This is a genomic window from Streptomyces sp. NPDC060049, assembly GCF_042736715.1.
Classification (GTDB): domain Bacteria; phylum Actinomycetota; class Actinomycetes; order Streptomycetales; family Streptomycetaceae; genus Streptomyces.
The window spans coordinates 63,202-75,683 of the sequence record NZ_JBHWVV010000017.1 but is presented as its reverse complement, the minus strand read 5'-3'; the positions used below and the strand labels follow the sequence as shown (position 1 = coordinate 75,683).

At 72.6% G+C, this 12,482-nt stretch carries 12 protein-coding genes and 1 tRNA gene; 5 read left to right on the top strand and 8 right to left on the bottom strand.

All coding sequences use genetic code 11. The annotated features are described in order from the left end of the window. Positions 1–37: 37 nt before the first annotated feature. The 4 genes from ACFWBY_RS28225 to ACFWBY_RS28210 form a co-directional block, all read right to left on the bottom strand. Entirely contained in the window at positions 38–553 is a 516-nt protein-coding gene (locus tag ACFWBY_RS28225; RefSeq protein WP_385331091.1) for a SigE family RNA polymerase sigma factor, read from the bottom strand. 66 nt (positions 554–619) lie between these two features. Then, positions 620–1,129: a GNAT family N-acetyltransferase gene (locus tag ACFWBY_RS28220; RefSeq protein WP_385331088.1), complete on the bottom strand. Its 510-nt coding sequence runs from the start codon at positions 1,127–1,129 to the stop codon at positions 620–622. Between the two features lie 101 nt (positions 1,130–1,230). Continuing rightward, on the bottom strand, positions 1,231–2,388 hold the full coding sequence (locus ACFWBY_RS28215; protein ID WP_385331329.1) for a serine hydrolase domain-containing protein: 1,158 nt from the start codon (positions 2,386–2,388) through the stop codon (positions 1,231–1,233). 178 nt (positions 2,389–2,566) lie between these two features. Then, positions 2,567–3,214, bottom strand: a complete 648-nt coding sequence (locus tag ACFWBY_RS28210) for a TetR/AcrR family transcriptional regulator (protein WP_385331085.1) — start codon at positions 3,212–3,214, stop codon at positions 2,567–2,569. Positions 3,215–3,325: 111 nt separating this feature from the next. Between ACFWBY_RS28210 and ACFWBY_RS28205 the strand changes: the two genes are divergently transcribed. From ACFWBY_RS28205 to ACFWBY_RS28195, 3 genes are all read left to right on the top strand, one after another. Further along, on the top strand, positions 3,326–3,964 hold the full coding sequence (locus ACFWBY_RS28205) for an NADPH-dependent FMN reductase (protein WP_385331082.1): 639 nt from the start codon (positions 3,326–3,328) through the stop codon (positions 3,962–3,964). Between the two features lie 121 nt (positions 3,965–4,085). Then, positions 4,086–5,468, top strand: a complete 1,383-nt coding sequence (locus tag ACFWBY_RS28200) for an MFS transporter (RefSeq protein WP_385409720.1) — start codon at positions 4,086–4,088, stop codon at positions 5,466–5,468. A gap of 83 nt (positions 5,469–5,551) precedes the next feature. Further along, positions 5,552–6,208 carry an HAD family hydrolase gene (locus ACFWBY_RS28195; protein ID WP_385331076.1) on the top strand — a complete coding sequence of 219 codons (657 nt, stop codon included), beginning with the start codon at positions 5,552–5,554 and terminating at the stop codon, positions 6,206–6,208. A gap of 3 nt (positions 6,209–6,211) precedes the next feature. Here ACFWBY_RS28195 and ACFWBY_RS28190 read toward each other — a convergent pair whose 3' ends face one another. After that, positions 6,212–6,652, bottom strand: coding sequence for an Lrp/AsnC family transcriptional regulator (locus ACFWBY_RS28190; RefSeq protein ID WP_385331073.1), 441 nt, complete (start codon positions 6,650–6,652; stop codon positions 6,212–6,214). Between the two features lie 131 nt (positions 6,653–6,783). Here ACFWBY_RS28190 and ACFWBY_RS28185 point away from each other — a divergent pair, with 131 nt between their 5' ends. Then, positions 6,784–7,701, top strand: coding sequence for an SMP-30/gluconolactonase/LRE family protein (locus tag ACFWBY_RS28185; RefSeq protein ID WP_385331070.1), 918 nt, complete (start codon positions 6,784–6,786; stop codon positions 7,699–7,701). Between the two features lie 28 nt (positions 7,702–7,729). Then, the gene (locus ACFWBY_RS28180; protein ID WP_385331067.1) at positions 7,730–8,713 is read left to right on the top strand and encodes an aldo/keto reductase; all 984 of its coding nucleotides are present in this window, start codon (positions 7,730–7,732) and stop codon (positions 8,711–8,713) included. 426 nt (positions 8,714–9,139) lie between these two features. Here ACFWBY_RS28180 and ACFWBY_RS28175 read toward each other — a convergent pair. The 3 genes from ACFWBY_RS28175 to ACFWBY_RS28165 all read right to left on the bottom strand — a co-directional run bounded on the left by ACFWBY_RS28175 (position 9,140) and on the right by ACFWBY_RS28165 (position 12,384). Then, a tRNA-Thr gene (locus tag ACFWBY_RS28175) sits at positions 9,140–9,213 on the bottom strand. A 165-nt stretch (positions 9,214–9,378) separates the two neighbouring features. Beyond that, positions 9,379–10,956 (bottom strand): alpha/beta hydrolase, encoded by a 1,578-nt coding sequence (locus tag ACFWBY_RS28170; RefSeq protein WP_385331064.1) that lies wholly within the window; start codon positions 10,954–10,956, stop codon positions 9,379–9,381. 216 nt (positions 10,957–11,172) lie between these two features. Then, positions 11,173–12,384 (bottom strand): DNA polymerase III subunit delta', encoded by a 1,212-nt coding sequence (locus ACFWBY_RS28165; RefSeq protein ID WP_385331061.1) that lies wholly within the window; start codon positions 12,382–12,384, stop codon positions 11,173–11,175. Between the last annotated feature and the right edge of the window lie 98 nt (positions 12,385–12,482).

Sequence of the window (12,482 nt, the reverse complement as noted above, 5' to 3'; positions counted from 1 at the left end):
ACGGGCACCCGGTCGGCGCGCCGGCCGGCGCGCCCGCTCACCGGCCCGCGAACTCCGCCAGGGATCCGCCCAGTTGATCGCGCAACCGCCCAAGCGCCCGCGAGGACCTGGTACGAACGGCCGCCGAGCTGACGTTCATCGCGTCGGCGGTCTCCTCGACACTGCGGTCCTCCCAGTACCGCAGGACCAGAACCGCCCGGTCCTTGGGCGCGAGCCGCCCCAGCGCCTCCAGCAGCGTCAGCCGCAGCGCCGGATCGGCGCCGCCGGTCGCCTGAGCGCCCGGTTCGGGGAAGTCCCCGACCGGGCGCTCCCCCGTCGACCGGCGGCGCTGGTGCGTCAGGAAGGCCCGTACGAGCACGGTCTGTGCGTACGCCGCCGGATTGTCTATCCGGCTGATGCGCCCCCAGAGCAGGTACATCCGCCCCAGGGTCTCCTGTACGAGATCCTCCGCGAGGTGGGTGTCTCCGCTCGCCAGCAGGCAGGCGGACCGGTACAGGTGCGCCGATCTTCCTTCCGCGAACTCACGGAACCCGTCTCTGCGCCCCTGCCGCATCGCTCCCCCTCGCGTCCGTCCCACCCCAATGACGCGACGGGGCCACCGGAATGTTTCAGCGGTTCCTCAAACGGTTTCGGCGAGGTCGTGGACGTACAGGTGGAACTCCTCGCGGACGAAACCCTCCGCCTCGTACAGCCCCTGCGCGATGTGGTTGTCGTACGCCGTCTCCAACTGCACGCCCGACACCCCGGCCTCCCGCGCCCGGCGCAGCACCTCGCGCAGCAGCGCGCGGCCCGCGCCCGTACGACGGCCGGAGGGCGCGACGTACAGGTCGTTCAGTACCCACGCGGGCCGCATGGAGAGCGAGGAGACCGACCGGTAGACCTGGGTGAAGCCGACCGTGCCGGCGCCGGGGACGTCGGCGAGCAGGACGAACGAGTCGCCGGCCGCCAAACGCTCCGCCAGGAAGGCGCGGGGGCGGTCCGGGTCCTCGACGCGCACCTCGTAGAAGTCGAGGTAGCCGCGGAAGAGTTCGGCGGCGATGTCTAGATCCGCCTCGCCCGCCTCGCGCAGGACCACCTCCGCCGGGTCCTGATCGATGCCGGTACCGCCCCGCGTCCCGCGATCGTTCATCGTGCTCTCCCTCGTCCGCTCCCGCAGGCCGGATCCATTGTGCGGGGGCCGTGGACGAGCGCGGCACGAGGGCCGGTACCGGACGGCCCGCTCCTCGGGGGTCAGTCCTTGCCCGTGACGGGCTGGGCCGGCAGCGTGTAGACGTGCTGCGGGGTGACGATCTTCGTGATCGCCTGGCCGAACAGCGTGCTCGGCTCCTCGCCTTCGGCCGAGATGTCCGTGTTGAGCAGCACGACCAGGGTGGCCTTCGACTGCGGGTCGTAGATGGCCAGCGTCTGGTAGCCGGGGATGGAGCCGTTGTGCCCGATCCATCCCTGGACGTTGAAGATGCCCAGTCCGTAGCCGGTGCCGGGGAGGGCCGGTACGACCTTGAGCCGCTGGGCCTGGGTGGCGGGGGTGAGCAGCTGACCCGTGGCCAGCACCTTGGCCCACCTGCGCAGGTCCGTGAGGTCCGAGATCATCGCTCCGGCCGCCCAGCCCCAGGAGGGGTTCCAGTCGGCGGCGTCCTCGGTCTTCCCGGAGGCCGTCTGGTCCGTGTAGCCCTGGGCGTGCGGGGCCGGGAACTCGGCTCCGGTCGGGAAGAGGGTGTGCGTCAGTCCGGCGGGTTCGATGACTTCCCTCGTGATGAAGTCGGCCAGCTCCTGTCCGCTGACCTTCTCCACGACGAGCCCGAGCAGGATGAGGTTGGTGTTGCAGTAGTAGAACTCGGCGTCGGGCTCGAAGAGCACCGGGTGCTTGAAGGAGTAGGCGAGCAGCTCCTGCGGGGTGAACGGCCGGTCGGGATCGCTGGTCAGCGCCTTGTAGAAGCCCTCGTCGGCCGAGTAGTTGAACAGTCCGCTGCGCATCCCGGCCAGCTCGCGCAGGGTGATGCGGTCACCGTTCGGCACGCCGTCGATGTACTTGCCGATCGGGTCGTCCAGCCCGATCTTGCCGTCGTCGACCAGCTCCAGCATCGCGGTCACGGTGAAGGTCTTGGTCTCGCTGCCGATGCGCATGTTGAGGTCGTCGGTCATGGCCCGCCCGGTGGCCTTGTCGGCCACGCCGAAGGCCCGTACGTACTCCCCCTTGCCCGGTGCCGACAGGGCGACTTGTACGCCGGGTACGTCGGCCTCGTCCATCACCTTGCGGATGGCGTCGTCCAACTGCCGCGCCACGGCGGGGGTGAGCTGCGAAAACTCCTCGGACGCGGCCGGGCTGCTGGCCGCCGGAGGTGTCGGCGCGTCCACCGCGTACCCGGCACCAGCCCCCACGGGCACCATCAGGAGCCCCGCTGCGGCTGCTCCCACAGCCGCCCTGCACAACCGTGTCGTACTCACCCGTCCAACGTAACCCCGCCTCAGCACCCGGGCGACAGGAGTGCCCGGGGCCCTGGAACGGCGCGGATACGGGGGCGCACGGGGGCGCGCACAGGTGGGCGAGCGGGGTGCGGCGGCGCGGTCAGGCGGCGCGGTAGGCCCGCAGGAACGCGGCGACGCCTCCCGAGACGAGGCGGTCGACCTGCGGCTGGGGCAGCGGCAGGACGCCGTAGTGGGAGAGCTGCACGATCGAGTGGGTGACCAGTGCCGTGAAGTGGGCGCCCGCCAGGGCCGGGTCGCCGTGCACGTCGAGCAGGCCGGCGGCGGCCAGTGCGGCCATCGCGTCGGCGAGCGCGCGCCCGACCGGGCCCGGGCCGGCGTTCGTCCAGGCCTCCAGCAGCTCGGCCGGCACGTGGTCGGCTTCGGCGTGGATGTGGCGGACGAGCGCGAAGTGGTCCGGGTAGTCGGACATGAGGGCGACGAAGGCATGGGCGAGGGCTCCCAGGTCGCGCTCCAAGTCATCGGGGTGGGGCGGGCGTTCCGGATCGAGGAAGGCCTCGATGCGGGCGATCTGGGCGTCCCGCACCCGGGCCGAGGTCCAGGTGACGACGGTGCGGAAGAGCTCCGCCTTGCCGCCCGGGAAGTGGTTGTAGAGCGTGCGGGTCGACACGCCGGCCGCGGCGGCGAGCGTGTCGACCGAGGCGCGCGCGTATCCCTCGCGGCCGAAGACGCCGCAGGACGCCCCGGCCATGGCGATCTGCTTCTCCAGCCTCCTGCTGCTGCCGGCCACTTCGCCTCCTCGATAGGTACAACGGTCATTGCAATTCTTACAACGCACGTTGTACTTTACCGGAGGAGCGGCCGCACCGAGCGGCCGCCCCGCCGACGAGGGGACACCGCCATGCCTGCCACCGCCTCCACCACCACTCCGGCAAACCTCCGCTCCGACGAGGACGCGCCGCTGCGCGTCGCCGTGGTCGTGGGCAGCGTCCGCGAGGGCCGCCACGGCACCGCCGTCACCGAGTGGTTCCTCGGCGCCGCGCGGGCCCACGGCGGCCTGGAGCTCGACGTCATCGACCTCGCCGACATCGACCTGCCCCTCGCCATGCCCGGCTGGGGCGGCTCCCCGAGTCCGCAGGCCACGGCCGCCCTCGCGGACGTGACCCCGCGGCTGGCCGCAGCCGACGCCTTCGTCATCGTCACCCCCGAGTACAACCACAGCTTCCCCGCCGCCCTGAAGAACCTCATCGACTGGCACCACGGACAGTGGCACGCGAAGCCCGCCGGCTTCGTCTCCTACGGCGGACTCGGCGGCGGACTGCGCGCCGTCGAGCAGCTCCGGCTGGTCTTCGCCGAACTGCACGCCATGACCGTGCGCGACTCCGTCAGCCTGCACGGCCCGTGGTCGGGGCTCGGCGAGGACGGCGTACCGCGCGACACCGCCGTGACCGAGGGCGCCGTCAAGGGCATGCTCGGCCAGCTCGCCTGGTGGGGCCGCGCCCTGCGCGCCGCCCGCGCGACCCGCCCGTACCAGGGCTGAGGGCGGCGGGACGATGCGCGCGCAGACGAGGCGCCGGGCGTCGCGGCCTGCGACGGGAGCACCCGGAGCGCCCCCTCCCCCGGACGTCGAGTCGGTCCGGCTCCGCCGCACCCTGGGCGTCGTGATCGTCGGCTCGGTCATGTCGGTGCTCGACATGACGATCGTCAACGTCGCCCTGCACCGCCTCTCCGACGCCTTCGACGCACCGCTCGCGACGATCCAGTGGACCGCCGGCGCGTACACGCTGGCGCTCGCCGCCGTCATCCCGGTCGCACCCTGGGCGATGGGCCGGATCGGCCCCAAGCGCACCTACCTGACCGCCCTCGCCCTGTTCACGCTCGGGTCGCTGCTCGCCGCGTGCGCCTGGGACGCTGGGAGCCTGATCGCCTTCCGGGCGGTACAGGGCCTCGGCGGCGGACTGCTCATGCCCGTCGGCATGGCCATGGTGATGCGCGGCGCGGACCCGGCCCGCCTCGGACGGGTGATGGCGCTGCTCGGCCTCCCGGTCGTCGTCGGACCGGTGATCGGGCCGGTCCTGGGCGGCTGGCTGGTCGACGTGGCGTCCTGGCAGTGGATCTTCCTGGTCAACCTGCCCGTCGGGGCGGTGGCGCTGGCCCTCGCCGCGGCGCTGCTGCGCCCCGACGCCCCGCGCGACCCGGCCCGCGCCCCGCACCACCCGGCCCGCGCCCCGCGCGACCCGGCCCCCGCCCCCGCCCCCGCCCCCGGGCTGGACGTCCCGGGCCTGCTGATGCTCTCTCCGGGCCTGGCCCTCCTCCTCTTCGGCCTGGCCCGGGCCGCGGAGCGCGGAACCCTCACCGCACCCGGCGCCCTCCTGCCCGCCCTCGCCGGCGCCGCGCTCGTCGCCGCCTTCGGCCGCCGCGCCCTGACGGTCCGTGAACCGCTGCTCGACCTGAGACTGCTGCGCGACCGCACCTTCGGCGCAGGCGTCGCCACGCTCGCGCTCTTCACCTGCGGCTACTTCGGCTCCATGCTGCTCGGCCCGATGTACTGGCAGCAGGCGCGCGGCACGAGCGCGACGGCGGCGGGGATGCTGGGAGCACCGGTCGGCCTGGTCGTGGGGCTCACGATGCAGATCGCCTCACGCCGCATCGACGAGGTCTCCCCGCGCCGGCTGGTCCGGGCCGGCATCGCGACGGGGGCACTGGGCATGGCCCTGACGGCGCTCCAGGCCTCGACACCCGACGTGGCGGCCTGGCGGTTCGTCGCCGCGTCGATGGTGATGGGTGTCGGCGCGGGCATGGTCCTGATGCCCACGATGACGACCGCGAGCCGCGACCTCCCGAAGTCCCGCATGACCGCGGCGAGCACCATCCTGAGCATCAACGCACAGATCTGGGCCTCGGCGGGAACGGCGATCACCTCCGTCACCCTGAGCACGGCCGGCACGACCCCGTCGGGCTTCCGCACCACGTACGCGGTCGCCGCCACGCTCCTGGCCCTCGCCCTCCTCCCCACCCACCGCCTCCCCGCCCGACACACCTGACCGGCGGTTCACCTGACCCTCCACCGCCTCGACGCCGACTCCCGGTCCGGGGCGTGGACACCACCTCTGCCTACCCTGTCGGGATGACCGATCCGATCGAGCTCGTGATATTCGACTGCGACGGCGTACTCGTCGACACCGAACCCCTCTTCGTGCGCCTCCAGATCGCCCTCGGCGCCGAACTCGGGTGGCCGCTCACCCCGAGCGAGGCGATCGAGCGGTTCGTCGGACGTTCCAAGCAGTCGATCATCGGGCAGATCACCGCGCGGCTCGGCGACGAGGCGGCCGGCATCTGGTGGGAGCGGCTCATCCGCAGGCACGAGGAAGCGGTCGAAGCCGAGGCCGCCCCGATCGAGGGGATCGCCGAGGCGCTCGACGCGATCTCGCGCGCCGGGCTGGCGATCTGCGTCGCCTCCAACGGCCGCCACGAGAAGGTGCGCCACGCCCTCACCCGCACCGGCCTGTACGAACGCTTCGCGGGCCGCCTGCACACGGCCGCCGACGTCGCGCGCGGCAAGCCGGCCCCCGACCTCTTCCTGTACGCCGCCGAGCGCATGGGCGTGGATCCGGCGGCGTGCGCCGTCGTCGAGGACAGCCGGCCGGGCGTGGAGGCGGCCCGCGCCGCGGGGATGCGGGCCTTCGGCTACGCCGGCGGCCTGACCCCCGCCGAGCAGCTCGCCGGTAGCGGCACGGTCGTCTTCCAGGACATGCGGGAACTCCCGGCCCTGCTCGAGCGGTAGGCCTCAGCCGGTCACCGGGACCGGCCTCTCGAAGAACGTCTCCAGGGCCACCGTCGCCTGCGTCCCGCTGACCCCCTCGATCGCGTACAGCCGCCGCAGCACGTCCTGGAGTTGCTCGGTGGTCCCGGTCCTGACCTTCACCAGGACCGACGCGCTGCCCGCGATGATGTGGGCTTCCTGCAGCTCGGGGATCGCGGCGAACCGCTCCCCCGAGTCGCCCATCCAGGCCGACGAGTCGACCATGACGAAGGCCAGTACCCCCGCGCCGACCGCGGCCGGGTCCACGTCGACGGTCGTGCGGCGGATCACCCCCGACTCGCGCAGTTTGCGCACCCGTTCGTGGGCCGCGCCCGCGGAGAGTCCGACCGCCTTGCCCAGGGCCGCGTACGCCTGCGAGGCGTCCTTCTGCAGCAGGTCCAGCAGCTTGCGGTCCAGATCGTCCATGTCGCCGCTCTCCTCTCGAACCAATCCATTGAATCTCTTGCACTGACCATACGTCATCCTGCAATACTCACTTCCGACAAGATGCTGTTCGGCAAGGGCAGTGAAGTACGGAACGACTGAAGGAGAAGGACATGACCGCCGGCCGCCCCGCGCTGTACGAGGTACTCGACGACAGGTTCCGTACGGAGAAGTGCGCCGCGGGCGACCTCCAACTGGAGACGCTCCATGTGGGCTCCCGCTGGGCCGAGGGGCCCCTGTACCTGCCGGCCTGGCGCCAGCTGATCTGGAGCGACATCCCCAACGACCGGATGCTGCGCTGGGACGAGACGACCGGCGCGGTCAGCGTCTTCCGCTCCCCCGCCGGCCACCCCAACGGCAACACCCTGGACCGCCGGGGCCGGCTGATCACGTGCGAGCAGGGCAACCGCCGGGTCACCCGGACCGAACACGACGGCTCGCTCACCGTGCTCGCCGACCGCTACCGGGGAAAGCGGCTCAACAGCCCGAACGACGCGACCGTCAAGTCCGACGGCTCCGTCTGGTTCTCGGACCCGGACTTCGGGCTCACCAGCGACTACGAGGGCGTACGCGGCGAGCCTGAGATCGGCTCCACCAACGTCTACCGGATCGACCCGGACACCGCCGAGGTGAGGCTCGTCGCCGATGGCTTCAGCGGCCCGAACGGCCTGGTCTTCTCCGCCGACGAGCGCGAACTCTACGTCTCCGACAGCCGGGCCAACCGCATCCGTGCCTTCGAGGTGCACGCGGACGGCACCCTCTCGAAGGGCAGGGTCTTCGCCGAGGGGACCACGCAGGGCCGCTTCGACAACATCCGCTTCGACGACCGCGGCCACCTCTGGGCCGCGGCCATGGACGGCGGCGTGCACTGCTACGCCCCGGACGGGACCCTGCTGGGCCGCATCCTCGTACCCAACACGGTCTCCAACATCCGCTTCGGCGGCCCGAGGGGCAACCGCCTCTTCATCACGGCGAACGACACCCTCTACTCCCTGGTCATGGGGGTCAGGGCCGCGCCGACGGCCGCCTGAGGACCGCCACTTCACGGAGGAACACCGCATGCGGCAGCGAACGTTGGGCGGGACGGGCCGCGAGGTGTCCGTCGTCGGACTGGGGACGTGGCAGCTGGGAGGGGGCTGGGGCGTCGTGCGCGAGGAGGACGCCTTCGCCGTGCTGGACGCGTCGGTCACGGCAGGCGTGACGTTCTTCGACACGGCCGACGAGTACGGCGACGGCCGCAGCGAACGGCTGATCGGCGGCTACCTCCGGCAACACCCCGACGCCGGAGTGTTCGTCGCGACGAAGATGGGGCGCCGGGCGGAGCAGACGGCCGGCAACTACACGCTGGAGAACTTCCGCGCCTGGACGGACCGCTCACGGGCCAACCTCGGCGTGGACACGCTGGACCTGGTGCAACTGCACTGCCCGCCCACGCCCGTGTACTCCAGCGACGAGGTGTTCGACGCACTGGACACCCTGGTCGCCGAGGAACGCGTCGCGGCGTACGGGGTGAGCGTACGAACCTGCCGGGAGGCACTGACGGCGATCGCCCGCCCGGGCGTCGCGAGCGTCCAGATCATCCTCAACCCCTTCCGGATGAAACCGCTGGAGGAGGTCGTTGCGGCAGCCGCCGGGGCGGGCGTCGGAATCATCGCGAGGGTACCGCTGGCATCCGGCCTGCTCACCGGCAAGTACACCAAGGACACGGTGTTCCCGCAGGACGACCACCGCACCTACAACCGCCACGGCGAGGCCTTCGACCGGGGCGAGACCTTCGCGGGCGTGGACTTCGAGTCCGGCGTCGAAGCGGCGGCCGAGTTCGGGGCCCTGGCACCCCGGGGCGCCACCCCGGCCCAGACAGCGCTGCGGTGGATCATCCAGCAGCCGGGCGTGACCACGGTGATCCCGGGCGCCCGCACCCCGCAACAGGCCCGCGCGAACGCCGCGGCCGCAGCCCTCCCACCCCTGCCACCCCCCACCCTCCAGGCCGTACAAGACCTCTACACCCGCCACATCCGCCCCCGGACCCACCACCACTGGTAGCCGCACGGGTCTCCGGAAAGCCCCGGTACGGACCGGCGCCTCCGGCGGTCTGCGCGGGCCAGGCACGGTCCGACGGTCGGTTACGGGCAGTCAGCAGACCCCGCCTCGGAAGCCAGACGCCGCCGCGCCGGCGCCGCCGCCTTCCTCACCGGCGCCGCAGCGTCCTTCGCGTTCTTCGCCTTCTTCCCCGGACTGCCCCACGTCATCGACTGGGGCGCCATCCTCGTCTCGCTCACAGTCGGCGGACTGGCCCGGTGGGCATGGCTCGCACGCACCGCGAAGAGACGCCCTGATCTGCGCTGAAGCCCCACCCGAGCACAGCTCGGCACCCCACAGGGGCACGCCCCTGCCCGCCCCACACGCCGACGGACCCCGGAAATAGCAAAACCCCCAGGTCACGGCGAGTGAGTCCTGGGGGTTCTACAGAGCCGCCTTCGGGATTCGAACCCGAGACCTACGCATTACGAGTGCGTTGCTCTGGCCAGCTGAGCTAAGGCGGCACCGCTGGGAAGACAAGAATTTCCCTGGTGGGAGGCTCTCATCAGCAGCGGCGCCAAGTCTACAGGGTTAAACGGGGTGCCCCGAACCGGGTCCCGCGGCAGGTCCGGCGGCCTGTACGGCGGCCCGTTCGGGGGCCCGTTCCGGGGTGTCTGACGCGGCCGGGGTCAGCACTTCTTGCCGGCCTGCGGAGGGGTGCCCTCCAGGAGGTAGCGGTTGATCGCCGAGTCGATGCACTCGCTGCCGCGGCCGTACGCCGTGTGGCCGTCCCCGTCGTACGTCAGCAGGACGCCCGACTCGAGCTGGCCGGCCAGGGCCTGCGCCCACTTGTACGGGGTCGCCGGGTCGCGCGTGGTGCCGACCACCACGATCGGCGCGGCCCCCTTCGCGTTCAGCGCGCGGGCCTCGCCGGTGGCCTTGGCCGGCCAGTACGCGCAGTTCAGCGAGGCCCAGGCGAGGCCCGGGCCGAAGACCGGGGAAGCCTTCTCGAAGGACGGCAGCGCCTTCTCGACCGCCGCGGGACCGTCGAAGGCAGGGGGCTGGTCCAGGCAGTTGACGGCGGCGTTCGCGGACATGAGGTTGGCGTACTTGCCGTTCGGGTCACGCTCGTAGTAGCTGTCGGCGAGCGCGAGCAGGCTGTCGCCGTCGTCCTCCTTGATCGCGGCGTTGAGTGCCTCGCGCAGCTGCGGCCAGGCGTTCTCGTCGTAGAGCGCTGCGATCACACCGGTCGTGGCCAGGGACTCGCCGAGGCCCTTGCGGGCCCGGTCGGTGGTGGGCACGGGCACGGCGTCGACCTTGCGGAAGAACTCCTTCAGGCGCGCCGCCACCTCGTCCGGGCTGCCCTGGCCGAGCGGGCAGTCGGCCTGCTTGGCGCAGTCCTTCGCGAAGGCGCGGAAGGCGGTCTCGAAGCCTTCGGTCTGGTCCCGGTTCAGCTCCAGCGCGGGCCTGGAGGGGTCCATCGCCCCGTCCAGGACCATCCGTCCGGCCCGGCCGGGGAAGAGCTCGGCGTAGGTCGCCCCGAGGAAGGTGCCGTAGGAGGCTCCGACGTACGTCAGCTTCTCGTCGCCCAGCGCCGCGCGGAGCACGTCCATGTCGCGGGCGGCGTCGACGGTGGACACGTGCGGCAGGACCCGCTGCGAGCGCGCCTGGCAGGCGGCCGCGAACTCCTTGAAGGCCGCCACCAGCAGGGCCTGTTCCGCCGGGGTGTCCGGCGTCTGGTCCACCTGCGTGTACCGGTCCATGGCCGGACCGGTCAGGCACTCCACGGGGCTGCTGCGGTCCACCCCGCGCGGGTCGAAGGAGACCATGTCGTAGGCGGCGCGGACCTTCGCCGGGTACCCGATGCCCGCGTACGCCTGGAGGTACCCGATGCCGGAGCCTCCGGGCCCGCCCGGGTTGACCACCAGCGAACCGAGCCGCTCACCGGGGCCGGTGGCCTTGCGACGGGCCACGGCGATGTCGATGTCCCCGGACTCGGGGTGCTCGTAGTCCAGCGGCGCCTTCATGGTGGTGCAGTCGAAGCCGGGGACGCCGCAGTCGCGCCAGCTCAGCTTCTGGTCGTAGTACGGGCGCAGTGCGGCCGGGACGGCGCCCGGCTCGGCCGACGGCGCGGGGGAGGGGGAGGTCCCGCCGGAGGACGCGGCGGCGCTCGGTCCTCCCGAACCGCCTGACGTGCACCCTGAGAGCAGCAGCCCCGCGGCGGCGATCACGGTCCCGGTGGTGCGCAGCAGGCGACTGGTGTCCATCCCCGGAGCCTACGTCCTGCGGTCCTGCCCGGGGCCGCGGCCGCCCCCGCCGGGTGGTGGGCGGCGGCCCGGGGCGGGCCCGCTGCCCCACACGAACCGGCCCGTCCCGCAAGCGCCGCCCGGACCGCCCGAACGGGTGAATACGGCACTGGCAAGTTGACGCCCCGGGCCTCATGGGCTGCCTCCCCGGGCGCCCCTGGCCGACGCCCGGACCGATCAGCCCGCGCGCAGGGACATCGTCATCGCCTCGACCGCGAGCAGCGGGGCCACATTGCGGTCCAGAGCCTGCCGGCACGCGATGATCGCCTCGATACGCCGCAACGTGCGCTCGGGACCCGAAGCCCGGGCGATCCGGTCCAGGTCGTGGCGTACCTCCTCGTTGGCGATGGCGAGCGAGGAGCCGAGCTGGAGGGCCAGCACGTCCCGGTAGAAGCCGGTGAGATCGGTGAGCGCCAGGTCGAGGCTGTCGCGCTGCGTGCGCGTGCGCCGGCGCTTCTGCCGGTCCTCCAGCTCCTTCATCACGCCCGCCGTACCGCGCGGCATCCGCCCGCCCGTACCCGCTCCGGCGCCGAGTGCGGCCCGCAGCTCCTCGGTCTCCTTGGTGTCGACCTCTTCCGCGACCTGCTTGGCGTCCTCGGCGGCGGCGTCCACCAGCTCCTGTGCGGCCTTGAGGCAGCCGCCCACGTCGTCCACGCGCATGGGCAGCTTCAGCACGGTCGCCCGGCGCGAGCGGGCCGCCTCGTCGGTGGCGAGCCGACGGGCCCGGCCGATGTGCCCCTGGGTCGCGCGGGCCGCGGCCTGCGCGACGGCCGGCTCGATGCCGTCGCGCCGGACCAGGACCTCCGCGACGGCGGACACCGGCGGCGTGCGCAGCGTCAGGTGGCGGCAGCGGGAGCGGATGGTGGGCAGCACGTCCTCCAGCGAGGGCGCGCACAGCAGCCACACGGTCCGCGGGGCGGGCTCCTCCACGGCCTTGAGCAGCACGTTGCCCGCGCCCTCGGTCAGCCGGTCGGCGTCCTCCAAGACGATGACCTGCCAGCGTCCGACGGCCGGGGAGAGCTGCGCCCGGCGGACCAGTTCGCGGGTCTCCTTGACGCCGATGGACAGCAGGTCGGTGCGGACGATCTCCACATCGGAGTGCGTCCCGATCACGGTGGTGTGGCAGCCGTCGCAGAACCCGCAGCCCGGCTCGCCGCCGAGGGCTCGGTCCGGACTGGTGCACTGGAGCGCGGCCGCGAAGGCGCGGGCGGCGGTGGAGCGCCCGGAACCGGGCGGTCCGGTGAACAGCCAGGCGTGCGTCATCTTGGAGGCGGCCGGCGGCTCCGTCCGCGCCTCGATGGCGGTCACCAGGGCGTCGGCGTCGCGGGCGGCGGCGGCCAGCTGTGTCTGGACCCGCTCCTGCCCCACCAGGTCGTCCCATACGGGCATCCCGCCCACCGCCTTTCCCTCGCGTACCGTCCGTGCCTGCTCACCCAGTGTGGCGGCTCCCACTGACAATCCCCGTCAGACCGCCCCACTCGTCTCCT